Raw genomic sequence first — 13,229 nt, 5'->3', positions numbered from 1 at the left:
GTCATCTCGCGGGAGGGACCCTGTGCCTGGCACCTCGGAGTGAGGGTGGTCACATCCGCCCGGTACTCGCGTACCAACGGACAACCGTCCCAACGGGCTATAGCCGATAGGGGCGAACCACTCCACACTGGGGTGCGTCAATTAAGGAAAGCCACGACCGACCAGTAGTCGAACCGGAGGCACACCATGTGCCCGCACCAGCCGCCCTGTCCCTCGCACGACGCACCCGACCGCGACGCCGCCCGGACGCAGGCCGCCCACCCCGAGCAGGGGTGGAGCCTGCTGTGCAACGGCGTCGTGCTCTTCGAGGACACCGGTGAGCTGCTGCCCGACGGGGAAGTCATCGCACCGCACCGGCCGACGGACCTGCAGGCGCCGTCCGCCGCTTGAGCGGTCCCACGGGGGACTAGTTCAAACGGGTGATCATCCTCGGGGGCAACGCTCACCCCGCCCTTGACCTCCGGGCCCGCACCGGGCCCGGAGCGGCCTACCGCTCCCGGCCCGTCCGCGCGGACGGGCCGTTCGCATGTCCGGCGCCGGTCACCCCGCCGGTCATCCCGCCGCCCACGCGCGCAGCCACGGCTCCACCGCCCGGCCGACCGCGGCGGGGTCCTTGTTCAGGTCGTGCCGCTCCCCCGCCAGCACCGCCACGTGGGCGGCGTCCGCCTCGTCCGGAACACCGAAGGGGTCGCGGTCGCCGTTGACGACGAGGACGTCCACCCCGGCCGAGCGCAGCTCGTCCACCCGCGTCTTGTCCGGCCTGCCCGGCGGGTGCAGTGGGAACGCCAGCGCCAGCACGCCGGCCGCCCCGGCCGCCGCCGCGGTCCGGCACGCCACCCGCGCGCCGTTGCTCCGCCCGCCCTGGACGAGCGGGACGTCCGCGAACCCCTTCCGGACCAGGCCGATGATCTCCAGCCAGGCCTCGTCCTGCTTGACCGGCGAGCCGGGCGCCCGGCGGCCCGCGAACCGGAACGGCTGCGTCACCCGCGCGACGGCGCCGCCGAGGCCGAGCGCCGTCTCCCGGACGGCGAGCAGGTCGGGCGCGTCCACGCTCCCGTTCGACCCGTGTGTCAGGACCAGCAGGAACGCCGGGCCGGCGGCCTCGTCCAGCCGCACCTCGGCGGGCCCGTGCGCCGTCACGACCTCCATGCGCCCCACCGTAGCGGCCCGTCCCGGTGATCTTTGCGGCAGACTGGCCGCATGGAGAAGATGACGGAGAGCGAATGGCGCGCGTTCGTCATGGCGGGCACCCGCACCGGCAAGGCCGCCGTCGTCCGCAAGGACGGCTCACCGCACGTCACGCCGATCTGGTTCGTCCTCGACGGCGGCGACCTGCTGTTCAACACCGGCCGCGACACGGTCAAGGGCCGCGCCCTGGCCCGCGACCCGCGCCTGTCGGTCTGCGTGGACGACCAGGCCCCGCCGTACTCCTTCGTGCAGATCCAGGCGGAGGCGACCCTCGTCGGCGACCTGGACGAGATGCGCCGCTGGGCGACCGCGATCGGCGGCCGCTACATGGGCGCCGGCCGGGCCGAGGAGTTCGGGGCGCGCAACGCCGTCCCCGCCGAGTACCTCGTCCGGGCCCGCATCACCGGGGTGATCGCGCAGCGCGCCCTCGCCGACTAGGCGTCCGGCCAGTCCGGGACGGGCGTGCCCATCGCCAGGCGGAACCGCTCGGCGAAGCTCTCGTGCAGCAGCGGGCCCCACAGGTAGCTGCTCGGCACCCGCACCGCACCGCCGAGCACCTCGTGGGCGTCGTCCGCGCGGCGCTCGGCGTACCGGACGGCGAGCAGCGCGTACATGTGGTCGAGGGCGCCGAACGCCTCGCCGGCGAGCGCGGGCAGCGTCCCCTCCGACACGGCCTGCTCGACGACCGGCTCCCACCACAGGTCGGCGGGCTCGCCGTCCTCCTCGCCGAAGTCGCGGCGGATCCTGGCCCGGACCTGCGGCGCGATGCCCGGGTCGGCCAGCCCGCGCCGCCACACCTCGCCCGCCTCGGGGCCGCGCCCGCGCAGCGGCAGCGTCCGCGCCAGCAGCTCGGTGGCCAGCGGCCCGGCCTCCGGATCGGACGGCTCGGCCGCCAGCGCCGCGCCGAACGCGCCGATGGCCTGGTCGAGGTAGGAGATGCCGAGCGCGACGGCGAGCCGCGCGTACGCGTGCGGCGCGGTCTCGCGGTCGATCAGCCGCAGCCCGGCGGCCAGCACCCGCTGGGCCCGGGCCGGGTCGCCGCGCTCCAGCAGCCGCTGCGCGAGGTCGTGCGCGGCCAGCGGCCCGTACTCGGCGTCGCCCGTCCCGATCGCCGCCTCCCAGTGCTCGCGCGCCGCGTCGAAGTCGCCGGCGTCGTCGGCGATGCGGGCCAGCGCCAGGCGGGCGGGCGGCAGGTAGGCGGCGTTGCCGAAGTCGACGACCGCGCCCCACGCGGACGCCGCCCGCTCGGGCTCCCCGGCCCGCTCGTGCGTGAGCGCCAGGTGGTAGGCGGCGCGCGGCCCGTACTCGGGGTCGCCGGTGGCGATCGCGACCCCGTCGGCCTCCCGGGCCCGGGCCACCTCCCCGGCGTCGTCGAGGACGACGGCGAGGCCGAGCGCCGCCCGCGCCCGGCAGGGCGTCTCGCCCATGGCCAGCACCTTCTCGAACAGCAGCGCCGCCCGCCCGGCCTCGCCGTTCTCGGCGAGGCCGCGGGCCTCCTCGCACATCTGCGCCGGGTCGGACGTCTCGTCCGGCAACTCGCTCATCGGCCTCTGCCCTCTGCGGCTTCTGGAAGTCCGCACCGAGACTAGCGACCCGCCCCCGCCGCGTCCCGCGACGACACCCCGAAACCCCCACCAAGATCACGAATCGGATCCCGGCGGGGGCGGGCGGCGGCGCGGACCGCTAGTCCTCGAAGGCCTCGGGGGGCGGGCAGGAGCAGACGAGGTTGCGGTCGCCGTAGGCCTGGTCGATGCGGCGGACCGGGGGCCAGTACTTGTCCTCGCGCAGGGACGGGACGGGGTAGGCGGCCTCGTCGCGGGTGTAGGCGTGCTTCCAGTCGTCGGAGATCAGGCAGGCGGCGGTGTGCGGGGCGTTCTTCAGCGGGTTGTCCTCGCGGTCGTAGCCGCCGTCGGCGACCCGGCGTATCTCCCGGCGGATCTCGATCATGGCGTCGCAGAAGCGGTCGAGCTCGGCGAGGTCCTCGGACTCGGTCGGCTCGATCATCAGGGTTCCGGCGACGGGGAAGGAGAGCGTCGGGGCGTGGAATCCGTAGTCGATGAGGCGCTTGGCGACGTCCTCGGCGGTGATCCCCGTCTCCTTGGTGATCTTGCGGAGGTCGGCGATGCACTCGTGCGCGACGAGGCCGTTCCGGCCGGTGTAGAGGATCGGGTAGTGCGGGGCGAGCCGGGCGGCGAGGTAGTTGGCGCCGATGATCGCGCCCTCGGTGGCGGCGCGCAGGCCGTCCGGGCCCATCATCGCGATGTAGGCCCAGGAGATCGGCAGGATGCCCGCCGACCCCCACGGTGCCGCGGAGATCGGACCGACCCCCGTCTCCGGGCCGGCCTCCCCGCGCAGCGGGTGGTTCGGCAGGAACGGGGCGAGGTGCTCGCGGACGCCGATCGGGCCGACCCCGGGGCCGCCGCCGCCGTGCGGGATGCAGAACGTCTTGTGCAGGTTGAGGTGCGAGACGTCCGAGCCGAACTCGCCGGGACGGGCCAGGCCGACGAGGGCGTTGAGGTTGGCGCCGTCCACGTACACCTGGCCGCCGGCCTCGTGCACGGCCGCGCACACGTCGGTGATCGTCTCCTCGAAGACGCCGTGCGTGGACGGGTACGTCACCATGATCGCGGCGAGCCGGCCGCGATGCCGGTCGATCTTGGCGTGCAGGTCGTCGAGCGCGACGTTGCCGCCCTCGTCGCACTTCACCACGACGACGCGCATCCCCGCCATGACGGCGCTGGCGGCGTTGGTGCCGTGCGCCGAGGAGGGGATCAGGCACACGTCGCGGTGCTCCTCGCCGCGGGACGCGTGGTAGCCGCGGATGGCCAGCAGCCCGGCCAGTTCGCCCTGGGAGCCCGCGTTCGGCTGGACGGAGACCTTCGCGTATCCGGTGATCTCGGCGAGCGCGCCCTCCAGCTCCCCGATCAGCTCGACGTAGCCGGCGGCCTGGTCGATCGGCGCGAACGGGTGGATGTCCGCGAACTCCGGCCAGGTGATCGGCTCCATCTCGGCGGTGGCGTTCAGCTTCATCGTGCAGGAGCCGAGCGGGATCATGGAGCGGTCGAGCGCGATGTCCCGGTCCTGGAGGCGGCGCAGGTAGCGCAGCATCGCGGTCTCGGACCGGTGCGCGTGGAAGACCGGGTGGGTCAGGTAGGGGCTCTCGCGGCGCAGCGCGTCCGGGATGGCCTCCGCGGCGTCGCCGGCGGGGGCGGCGCCGAACGCCGCCAGGACGGCGGTGACGTGCTCGGGCAGGGTGGTCTCGTCGCAGGCGATCCCGACCCGGTCGGGGCCGTCCGGGCGCAGGTTGATCCCGCGTTGGCGGGCGGCGGCGACGACCTCGGCGGCCCGGCCGGGCACGCGGGCGAGCACGGTGTCGAAGAACGCGCCGTGCACGACCTCCACGCCGCCGGCGCGCAGCCCGGCGGCGATCTCGGCGGCGCGGCGGTGCGTGCGCTGCGCGATCGCGGCCAGCCCCTCGGGGCCGTGGTAGACCGCGTACATGCCCGCCATCACGGCGAGGAGCACCTGGGCGGTGCAGATGTTGCTGGTGGCCTTCTCGCGGCGGATGTGCTGCTCGCGGGTCTGCAGCGCCAGCCGGTAGGCGGTCGCGCCGTCCGCGTCGACGGACACGCCGACGAGCCGCCCGGGAAGCTGCCGCTGGATGCCCTCGCCGACCGCCATGTAGCCGGCGTGCGGGCCGCCGAACCCGTAGGGGACGCCGAACCGCTGCGCGGACCCCACGGCGATGTCGGCGCCGGACTCCCCCGGCGGGCGCAGCAGCGTCAGCGCGAGCAGGTCCGCGGCCACGACCGCCCGGGCGCCGCGCTCGTGCGCCCGTGCGATGACCGGCGCCAGGTCGCGGACGGCCCCGGACGCGCCCGGGTACTGCAGCAGCACGCCGAAGAAGTCGCCGTCGGGCAGCCCGCCGGACAGGTCGGCGGTCACCACCTCGATGCCGAGCGGGACCGCGCGGGTCCGGACGACCTCGATCGTCTGCGGCAGCGTGTCGGCGTCGACGAGGAACGTCCCCGGCTCCCGGCGCCCGGACACCCGGTGCGCGAGGGCCATCGCCTCGGCGGCGGCGGTCGCCTCGTCCAGCATGGACGCGTTCGCGACGGGCAGCCCGGTCAGGTCGGCGACCGCCGTCTGGAAGTTCAGCAGCGCCTCGAGCCGGCCCTGGGAGATCTCCGGCTGGTAGGGGGTGTAGGCGGTGTACCAGCCGGGGTTCTCCAGGACGTTCCGCTTGATCACGCCGGGGGTGGTCGTCCCGTGGTAGCCGAGCCCGATCATGGACGTCAGCACGGTGTTGCGGGACGCCAGCTCGCGGAGCCGGTCCAGCGCGGCGGGCTCGCTCAGCGCGTACGGCAGGGCCAGGGGGGCGGCGGTGCGGATCGCGGCGGGGACGGCGGCGTCGATCAGCGCCTCGGCGCCGGAGTAGCCGATGGCGGCCAGCATCCGGGCCTGCTCGTCCGGGCCGGGGCCGATGTGCCGGTCGGCGAACGCCGAACGCGGATGCTGCGGCGCGGCCACGGGGGCGAAGAACTGGGCGGTCATGGAGGGCCTCCTGGCTGCTGCGGTCGCTCAGGTCGGCCGCCGGCGCGGGCCGGCGGCAGGTCTCCCCCTCTGTCATCGGCACCTGAGAGCTTCACCCGCGCGGCGGGGTTTCCCCTTCGGTGAGCCGCCTTCCCCGGCAGCGGGGATCGACGCCTGCTTTCCAGAGGTGCCTCGCCCGAGCGGTCCTTTTGCCTGAGAGGTTCCGGGGAGGTTGCCCCTTCGGCGCCCCACGCTGGCCGCGTGGGGTCTCTCCCGCACAGGGTCGACGGCATGTCCTAGCGAAACCCTACCCAAAGACCGATCCCGGCCGTCGTCCCGCCCCGGCCCGGCCGGAGCCCCTCCCGCCGCCCGGACACGGGGCCGGCCGCGCCGCCCCCGGGTCGTACCGGCCGGTACGATGTGCTCACTCACCTGGGACAAGACGGACCTCGGGCCACGGGGGCGGAGATGGGGCTGCGGGGTGCACGCGCGACCGGCCGGACGCCGGCCCGGCACTCGACGGCGCGCCGCCGGTTCTGGGACGCTGATCACGATGACGGACGGTCGGGGCGGCGGTACGGCGTGACACAGACCCGCGACGGCACGGTGCGCCCGCGGCACGGCGCGACCGCCGGCGTGCCCGTCGACGAGCCCGCCCAGCCGGACCGGATCCGGCGGCCGGGCGACGCGATCAGGTTCGCCGGCTCGGTGGTGGGGCTGGCCGCGGTGATGCTGCTGGTGTCGATCGCGCAGCAGACCACGCACGGCCTGCAGACCGACATCGCGCAGGGCACCGCGCACGCGCCGCGGCTGCTGCTGACGCTGGCGACGCTGGTGTCCAGCTTCGGGGTGCTGGCCGCGCCGATCGCGTTCGCGGTCGAGCGGCTGTTCCACAAGGACGGGACGCGGGTCGCGATCGCGCTGCTGGCCGCCGTGATCGCGTTCGGCCTCACGGTGGGGCTGGACGACCTGGTGGTGCGGGCGGCGCCCGGCGGCGTGCTCGACTCGCTGATCTGGGGCGGCACCGAGACCGCGCCCGTGCACACCGACATCGCGCCGGTGATCGCGTTCGTCAGCGCGGTCGGGATGGCCGGCCGCACCCGCTGGCAGGCCGCGACCTGGACCATGATCGGGCTGGCGGCGCTGACCGGGCTCACCGCCTCCTACGCCTCCGTCGCCGCGCTCGCGGCCACCTACCTGCTCGGCCGCGCCATCGGCCACGGCACCCTGTACGCCGTCGGCACCCCGAACCCGCGGCCGCCGGGGGCGGCGGTCGTCGCGTCGCTGGAGCGGCTCGGGCTGCGGCCCAAGCGGGGCGCGCGGCTGGACGAGCCGTCCGACGACACCGAGGACGGCCGCCGCTACGGCGTCGTCCTGGCCCCGGGCACCGGCGCCGGGTACGGTGCCCGCCCGCCCGCCGGCCGCGGCGTCCACGGCGACTGGGACCTCGAGGTCCGCGTCCTGGACCGCGACCAGCAGACCGCCGGGCTGCTGTACCGGATCTGGCGGATGCTGCGGCTGCGCGGCGCCACGACCGGGCGGACGCTGCGGTCGCTGCGCCGGTCGCTGGAGCAGGAGTCGCTGATGGCGTACGCGGTGGACGCGGCGGGCGTCCGCACCCCGCGGCTCACCGGCACCTGCGAGGTCGGCACGGAGGCGGCGCTGCTGGCCTACGAGCACGTGCCGGGGCGGCGGCTCGGCGACGTCCCGGCCGAGGAGATCACCGACGATCTGCTGACCGACGTGTGGCGGCAGTTCCGGTCGCTGCAGGCGGGCCGGCTCGCGCACCGGCGGCTGGAGGGCGGCGCGCTGCTGATCGGCGCGGACGGCCTCGCCTACGTCACCGACCTGCGCGCCGGGGAGACGGCGGCGGGCGATCTCGCGCTGCGGCTCGACCTGGCGCAGCTGCTCACCACGCTGGCGCTGCGGACCGGCCCGGAGCGGGCGGTGCGGACCGCCGCGGCGGTGCTGGGCGAGGAGGCCCTGGGCGGCGCGGTGCCGCTGCTGCAGCGGGTCGCGCTGTCCCGGGCGACGAGGCAGGCGCTGCGCCGCGACCGGGAGCTGCTGACCCGGATCCGCGAGCAGATCGTCCGGCTGAAGCCGGAGGTGGAGGCGGCGCCGGCCCGGCTGGAGCGGTTCCGCCCCCGGACGATCGTCAGCGTGGTGGCCCTGTCGTTCGCCGCCTACATCGTCATCCCGCAGGTGACCAGCCTGGACGTCGGCTATCTGGCCGCCACGGCGAGCTGGCACTGGGTCGTCGCGGCCCTCGGCGCGGCCGCGCTGAGCTATGTCGCGGCGGCGCTCATGCTGATGGGCTTCGTCCCCGAGCGCCTGCCGCTGGGCCGGACGGTCCTGGTGCAGGTCGCCGCGTCGTTCGTGAAGCTCGTCGCCCCCGCCGCCGTGGGCGGCGTGGCCGTCAACACCCGCTACCTGCAGCGCTCGGGGGTGCGCCCCGCCCTCGCCGTGGCGAGCGTCGGCGCGTCCCAGCTGGTCGGGATGGTCACGCACATCCTGCTGCTGGTCCTGTTCGGGTTCCTCACCGGCTCCAGCACGCGGGCCACGCAGGACCTGGCCCCGTCCCGCACGATCGTGATCGCGGTCCTGGTGCTCGGCCTCGTGGCCGGCCTCGCCCTGACGATCCCCCGCGTCCGCCGCGTCGTCGCCGCGCGGCTGAAGAGCATGTTCTCCGGCGTGGTGCCCCGCCTGGTGGACGTCCTGCAGTCGCCGCGGAAGCTGTTCACCGGCATGGGCGGCACGCTGCTGCTCACCCTCGCCTTCGTGCTGTGCCTGGACGCCTCGATCCGCTCGTTCGGCGGTTCGCTGCCGTGGACGACCGTGGTCCTGGTCTTCCTCACCGCGAACGCGGTGGGTTCCGCCGCGCCGACGCCGGGCGGTCTCGGGGCCGTCGAGGGCGCCCTCACCCTGGCGTTGACGATCTCGGGCCTGTCCGCGGAGACCGCGACATCGGCGGTCCTGCTCTACCGGCTCTTCACCCTGTGGCTGCCGGTGCTGCCCGGCTGGGGGGCGTTCGCCTACCTGCAGCGCAAGGAGTCGCTGTGACCGTCAGCCGGTGCGGCGCGCGCGCCGCCGGTCGGCGAGTTCATCGTGGGGGTGTTCGGGAGGGTCCGCGGCGGCCCGCTCACCGGGCAGCTCCGCGAGACTGCCCTCCACCTCCTGCCAGACCCGGCCGAGCGCTATGCCGAACACGCCCTGCCCGCCCTGCAGCAGATCGACGACCTCGTCCGCCGACGTGCACTCGTAGACGCTGACACCGTCGCTCATCAACGTGATCTGCGCCAGATCCCGCACGCCGCGGTCGCGCAGATGCATCACGGCCGTCCGGATCTGCTGCAGCGACACTCCCGTGTCCAGCAGCCGCTTCACGACCTTGAGCACCAGGATGTCGCGGAAACTGTACAGGCGCTGGCTGCCCGACCCCTGCGCCGCGCGGACGCTGGGCTCCACCAGCTTCGTCCGCGCCCAGTAGTCGAGCTGCCGGTAGGTGATCCCCGCCGCGGCGCACGCCGTCGGGCCGCGGTAGCCGACATCCTCCGGCGGCACCGACACCTGCGTGTCGAAGAGCAGACCCTGCTCTCCGGCACGGCGGGACGCCATGTGCCTGTCGGGGGTCGCCTTGCCCTCGCCGCTGCTCACCGCCACGCGGACCTCCGGCTTCTATCATCCCGTGGCGCTTCGTCAAGGGGGTTTGACGAATTACACCACGGGTGTTCCACCAGCACGGTAGGTGCCGGTCAGGGTGTGGTCAACGTTCACCGTCGGCGCGTCGCATGCCCGGATGAACCGGCTTCACGTGGGCAAACTGCGCACCTCCGCCACCTACGCACTCCTACCCCGATGCGCCGCCGCCAAAAACCACCAGGTCCAGGACGATGCGCGCATTTATTACACCCCTCCCCCAATACCACCCCCCACCCAAGCCCACACCGCCCAAGCCACGAACCTGTAGCCGACCCGAAACTCAAAACACCCCACCCCCAAGCCCCAAACACGCAACCACCCCGAACACGCGCGTCAGCCCAAGCCGAGAGAAGACGCGGGGTCGAAGCCCACGCACCGGGGGGTTCCAGGAAGTCGCCCCCTCGGTCAACACGATCGCGAGGGTCGACCACACCGCCCCCGCCCGAGCCGTGCGGGGGGCGGAGCCCCCGCGTCGGGGGTTCCAGGGGGTCGCCCCCCTGGGCCAGCACTGGGCGCGCGAGAGCGGGGAAGCAGCTTGCTGCGACCATACTGCTCCCGAGCAGCGGCCTATCCGGCGCGGCCGAAGTCCTCTGGGGAGATCGTGTCGAGGAATTCGCGGAACTTCTCGACCTCGTCCTCCTGCTCGTCGGGGATGGCGACGCCGGCCTCTTCGAGGACGTCCTCGCTGGCGAAGATCGTGGCGCCGGTGCGCAGTGCCAGGGCGATGGAGTCGGAGGGGCGGGCGCTCACCTCGACGCCGTTGGAGAAGATCAGGTCGGCGAAGAAGATGCCCTCGCGCAGGGCGGTGATGTTCACGGTGCGGAGCTGGACGCCGAGGGCGTCCAGGACGTCGCGGAACAGGTCGTGGGTGAGCGGCCGGGCGGGCAGCACGCCCTGCTGCGCGAAGGCGATCGCGGTCGCTTCGACCGCCCCGATCCAGATGGGCAGGTAGCGGTCGCCCTCCGTCTCCTTCAACAGGACGATCGGCTGATTGGAGGGCATCTCGACCCGGACGCCGACGACCTCCATCTGCTTCACAGCGGCTCCCTGCCGGTTCTCGGTGTCTCGATCACCATTCGCAGCGGATCGACTCCTGACCGAACCATGTAGCCAACGTACACCCCGGGTCGGACAGCTCGTCGCGCCGCCGGCGGGGGATTATCCTGCGCGGCGGCCATGATCAGTGGTCGAGGCTTTCGTGGAGCCCCGCGCTGACCAGGGCGGAGTGCAGCGCGACCGACAGCGCGGCGATCTCCCGGGCGGTCTCGGCGGCCTCCTCGTGGGCGCCGCGGCTGCGGCGGCGCAGCTGCGGGGCGACCATCTGCTCGATCAGGCCGACCTGCCGGTCGGCGGCGGCCTTGACGGCGCGCAGGTGCCGGACCTCGAAGCCGAACTCGTCGAGCGCGGCGGCGATCCGGCAGATGCCGAGCGCCTCGCCCTCGTAGTGGGCGGCGGTGCGGTGGACGAGGCCGTACTCCTCCAGGCGGGCGAGCAGCGCCTCGTCGATCCCGGCGCCGTCCAGGAGCTGGCGGCGGGTGAGCCGGACGGCCGGGTCCGGGGCGGTGGTGTCGGCGGCCACGAGGGTGCGGGGGCGGCGCCGGGCCGGCTCGCCGCCGCCGCCGAGCGGCGGGACGCTCTCGCCGCGGTCGCGGGCCTCCAGGTGCTGCCGGATCACGCGCAGCGGCATGTAGTGGTCGCGCTGCGCGGTGAGGACGAGCCGGAGCCGCTCCACGTCGGCCGGGCCGAACTTGCGGTAGCCGGAGGGGCTGCGCTGCGGCTCGACCAGCCCCTCGGACTCCAGGAACCTGATCTTGGAGATGGTGATGTCGGGGAACTCGGGCCGCAACTGCCCGAGCACGTCCCCGATCGTCATCGGGGACCGGGCCGGCTCCGCGTTCAACGCCCCTCCCGTTCCGTCAGCCGTGCGCCGGGTTGGTCAGGAACACCAGCCGGAACTTGCCGATCTGGACCTCGTCGCCCCCGGACAGGGCGGCCTGGTCGATCCGCTGCCGGTTGACGTAGAGGCCGTTGAGGCTGCCCACGTCCCGGACGGCGAAGGCACCGCCCTGGCGGGTGAACTCGGCGTGGCGGCGGGACACGGTGACGTCGTCCAGGAAGATGTCGCTCTCGGGGTGCCGTCCGGCGGACGTGCGGTCCTTGTCGAGCAGGAAGCGGCTGCCGGCGTTCGGGCCGCGCTTGACGACGAGCAGCGCGGTGCCGGGGGGCAGTGCCTCCATCGCCATCTGGTCGGGACCGGCCTGCTCCTCGGCGCCCGTGTCGGTGTCCAGCGCCTCGAACCCGCCGATGGAGATCGTGGACGTGGACTCGCCGGGCGACTCGCGGTACGGCGGCGGCGCGGCCGGACTCCGGGTCAGCGGAGTGCCGCAGTTCGAGCAGAAGCGGGCATCATCCGGGTTGGCGTGACCGCACTGCGTGCAGTAGACGCTCGGCATCGATCGGCTCGGCCTCCTACCATCGGCGTGCCGCGCACGGACGCCCCGCCGCAGCGGGAGCCGCCTGCGCCACGCGCATCCTTCACCCAACCCACGCCGGGGATCCGCCCCGACCACGGTCCAACTCACCACCCGCTTACGCGACGGTCGCCGCAACTTACGCGGGTATGACCCGAGGGGTCAACTGGAACGGTGAACCGGCTGGACCAAACTACATTCGCCAATGATCGCAGGTCTACGCCGCCGCGCGGACCGACGCGTTCGCGACGCCCGAGCCGGTCGCCCGGTTTACCGTTCCCCCCGTTCCCTCTAGGGAGACCGTACCGTGCCGACGGTCACTTTCGCGCGCGGGGTGATCAGGACGGCGGCCCCCGCCGCGCGCAGCGTCCGGACGAGGCCGCCCGGGATGTTGAGCGCGGTGGTCATCGTGTGGGGGTCGCCGATGGCCAGGAACCGGTACGGGGCGGCGAGGGTCCGCCCGTCGGTCCGGACGCCGTCCCGGCCGTCCAGGAAGTAGGTGTCGACACCGACGCGGACGTCGTTGATCTGCAGGACCTCGGCTCCGGCGTCGCGGAGCTCCTGCAGGGCGTCCAGGAGGTTGACCGCCTTGACCCGGCCGCCGGGGTCGCTGATCAGCATCTCGATCCCGGGCCCCTCGGCCGGGAGCGTCCCGGCGAGGAGGCCGTACTCGGTCGCCCGCTCGCGCGCCTCCTGCAGTGCGGTCCCGCCCTCGGCGTCCCGCTCCAGCCCGGCCCTGGTGGCCTCCAGATCGCGCAGGTCGCCCGTCAGCCGGTCGGATCGCTGACCCAGGTCGGCCAGGATCCCGACCAGTTCGTCCTGCCGCGCCGTGGCGAACGTGGAGTCGCGCCGGGTCGACTGCACCTGCGCGGCGATCGCGAAGCCGAGCACGAGGCACAGCACTCCGCCGGCGATCTGGCGGGCCCCGGCCCGCGGGCGCAGCAGGCCGAGGAGCCCGCGCAGGCCCGCCGGACGCCCGTCCCCCTCCTCGTCCCCGCCGGTCATGCGCCGAACAGCTTCCGCCGGATGCCGGCCGCGTTGGAGAAGATCCGGATGCCGAGGACGACCACGACGCCGGTGGACAGCTGCGAGCCGACGCCGAGCTGGTCGCCGAGGAGCACGATCAGCGCGGCGATCACCGTGTTGCCCGCGAAGGAGACCACGAAGACCTTCTCGTCGAAGATGCCCTCCAGCCGGGCGCGGACGCCGCCGAACATGGCGTCGAGCGCGGCCACGATCGCGATGGGCAGGTAGGGCTGGAGCCAGAGCGGCACGTCCGGCTGCAGGAGGAGCCCCAGCGCGACACCGGCGACGAGGCCGATCAGGGCGATCACCCTC

Annotated in this window: 12 protein-coding genes and 2 riboswitches; of the genes, 3 read left to right on the top strand and 9 right to left on the bottom strand. The window is 74.2% G+C overall.

The features are described 5' to 3' along the window. Positions 1-186: 186 nt before the first annotated feature. Positions 187-390, top strand: coding sequence for a DUF5999 family protein (locus ABZ806_RS19435; RefSeq protein ID WP_500218706.1), 204 nt, complete (start codon positions 187-189; stop codon positions 388-390). A gap of 162 nt (positions 391-552) precedes the next feature. Here the strand turns inward: ABZ806_RS19435 and ABZ806_RS19430 are convergent, their stop codons facing one another. Beyond that, complete coding sequence (locus tag ABZ806_RS19430; protein WP_500218705.1) at positions 553-1,149, bottom strand: alpha/beta hydrolase family protein; 597 nt, start codon at positions 1,147-1,149, stop codon at positions 553-555. A gap of 51 nt (positions 1,150-1,200) precedes the next feature. On the opposite strand from ABZ806_RS19430, the gene ABZ806_RS19425 reads away from it, so the two are divergent. Further along, positions 1,201-1,626: a PPOX class F420-dependent oxidoreductase gene (locus tag ABZ806_RS19425; protein ID WP_500218704.1), complete on the top strand. Its 426-nt coding sequence runs from the start codon at positions 1,201-1,203 to the stop codon at positions 1,624-1,626. On the opposite strand, the gene ABZ806_RS19420 is transcribed toward ABZ806_RS19425, so the two are convergent. Both ABZ806_RS19420 and gcvP read right to left on the bottom strand, forming a co-directional pair. Next, positions 1,623-2,732, bottom strand: a complete 1,110-nt coding sequence (locus ABZ806_RS19420) for a tetratricopeptide repeat protein (RefSeq protein WP_500218703.1) — start codon at positions 2,730-2,732, stop codon at positions 1,623-1,625. The genes ABZ806_RS19425 and ABZ806_RS19420 overlap by 4 nt on opposite strands. Before the next feature lie 139 nt (positions 2,733-2,871). After that, positions 2,872-5,742 carry an aminomethyl-transferring glycine dehydrogenase gene (gcvP, locus tag ABZ806_RS19415; RefSeq protein WP_500218702.1) on the bottom strand — a complete coding sequence of 957 codons (2,871 nt, stop codon included), beginning with the start codon at positions 5,740-5,742 and terminating at the stop codon, positions 2,872-2,874. A 59-nt stretch (positions 5,743-5,801) separates the two neighbouring features. Next, positions 5,802-5,912, bottom strand: a riboswitch (glycine riboswitch). Then, positions 5,913-6,007, bottom strand: a riboswitch (glycine riboswitch). It lies immediately after the preceding riboswitch. Between the two features lie 296 nt (positions 6,008-6,303). On the opposite strand from gcvP, the gene ABZ806_RS19410 reads away from it, so the two are divergent. After that, a complete protein-coding gene (locus ABZ806_RS19410; RefSeq protein WP_500218701.1) occupies positions 6,304-8,781 on the top strand; it encodes a lysylphosphatidylglycerol synthase transmembrane domain-containing protein in 2,478 nt (825 codons plus the stop codon). 3 nt (positions 8,782-8,784) lie between these two features. Here ABZ806_RS19410 and ABZ806_RS19405 read toward each other — a convergent pair whose 3' ends face one another. From ABZ806_RS19405 to ABZ806_RS19380, 6 genes are all read right to left on the bottom strand, one after another. Next, the gene (locus tag ABZ806_RS19405; RefSeq protein ID WP_500218700.1) at positions 8,785-9,381 is read right to left on the bottom strand and encodes a MerR family transcriptional regulator; all 597 of its coding nucleotides are present in this window, start codon (positions 9,379-9,381) and stop codon (positions 8,785-8,787) included. 606 nt (positions 9,382-9,987) lie between these two features. Then, the gene (locus ABZ806_RS19400; RefSeq protein WP_500218699.1) at positions 9,988-10,458 is read right to left on the bottom strand and encodes a bifunctional nuclease family protein; all 471 of its coding nucleotides are present in this window, start codon (positions 10,456-10,458) and stop codon (positions 9,988-9,990) included. A 142-nt stretch (positions 10,459-10,600) separates the two neighbouring features. Then, entirely contained in the window at positions 10,601-11,320 is a 720-nt protein-coding gene (gene ftsR / locus ABZ806_RS19395; RefSeq protein WP_500218698.1) for a transcriptional regulator FtsR, read from the bottom strand. 16 nt (positions 11,321-11,336) lie between these two features. Then, a complete protein-coding gene (locus tag ABZ806_RS19390; protein ID WP_500218697.1) occupies positions 11,337-11,873 on the bottom strand; it encodes an FHA domain-containing protein in 537 nt (178 codons plus the stop codon). A 309-nt stretch (positions 11,874-12,182) separates the two neighbouring features. Next, the gene (locus ABZ806_RS19385; RefSeq protein WP_500218696.1) at positions 12,183-12,896 is read right to left on the bottom strand and encodes a DUF881 domain-containing protein; all 714 of its coding nucleotides are present in this window, start codon (positions 12,894-12,896) and stop codon (positions 12,183-12,185) included. Beyond that, entirely contained in the window at positions 12,893-13,225 is a 333-nt protein-coding gene (locus ABZ806_RS19380; protein ID WP_500218695.1) for a small basic family protein, read from the bottom strand. Before ABZ806_RS19380 ends, ABZ806_RS19385 begins: the two co-directional genes overlap by 4 nt. Positions 13,226-13,229 lie beyond the last annotated feature (4 nt).

The organism is Spirillospora sp. NPDC047418 (genome assembly GCF_040643275.1).
Lineage (GTDB): Bacteria > Actinomycetota > Actinomycetes > Streptosporangiales > Streptosporangiaceae > Spirillospora.
The sequence above is the reverse complement of the archived record's forward strand: the minus strand, read 5'-3'. Positions and strand labels throughout refer to the sequence as shown.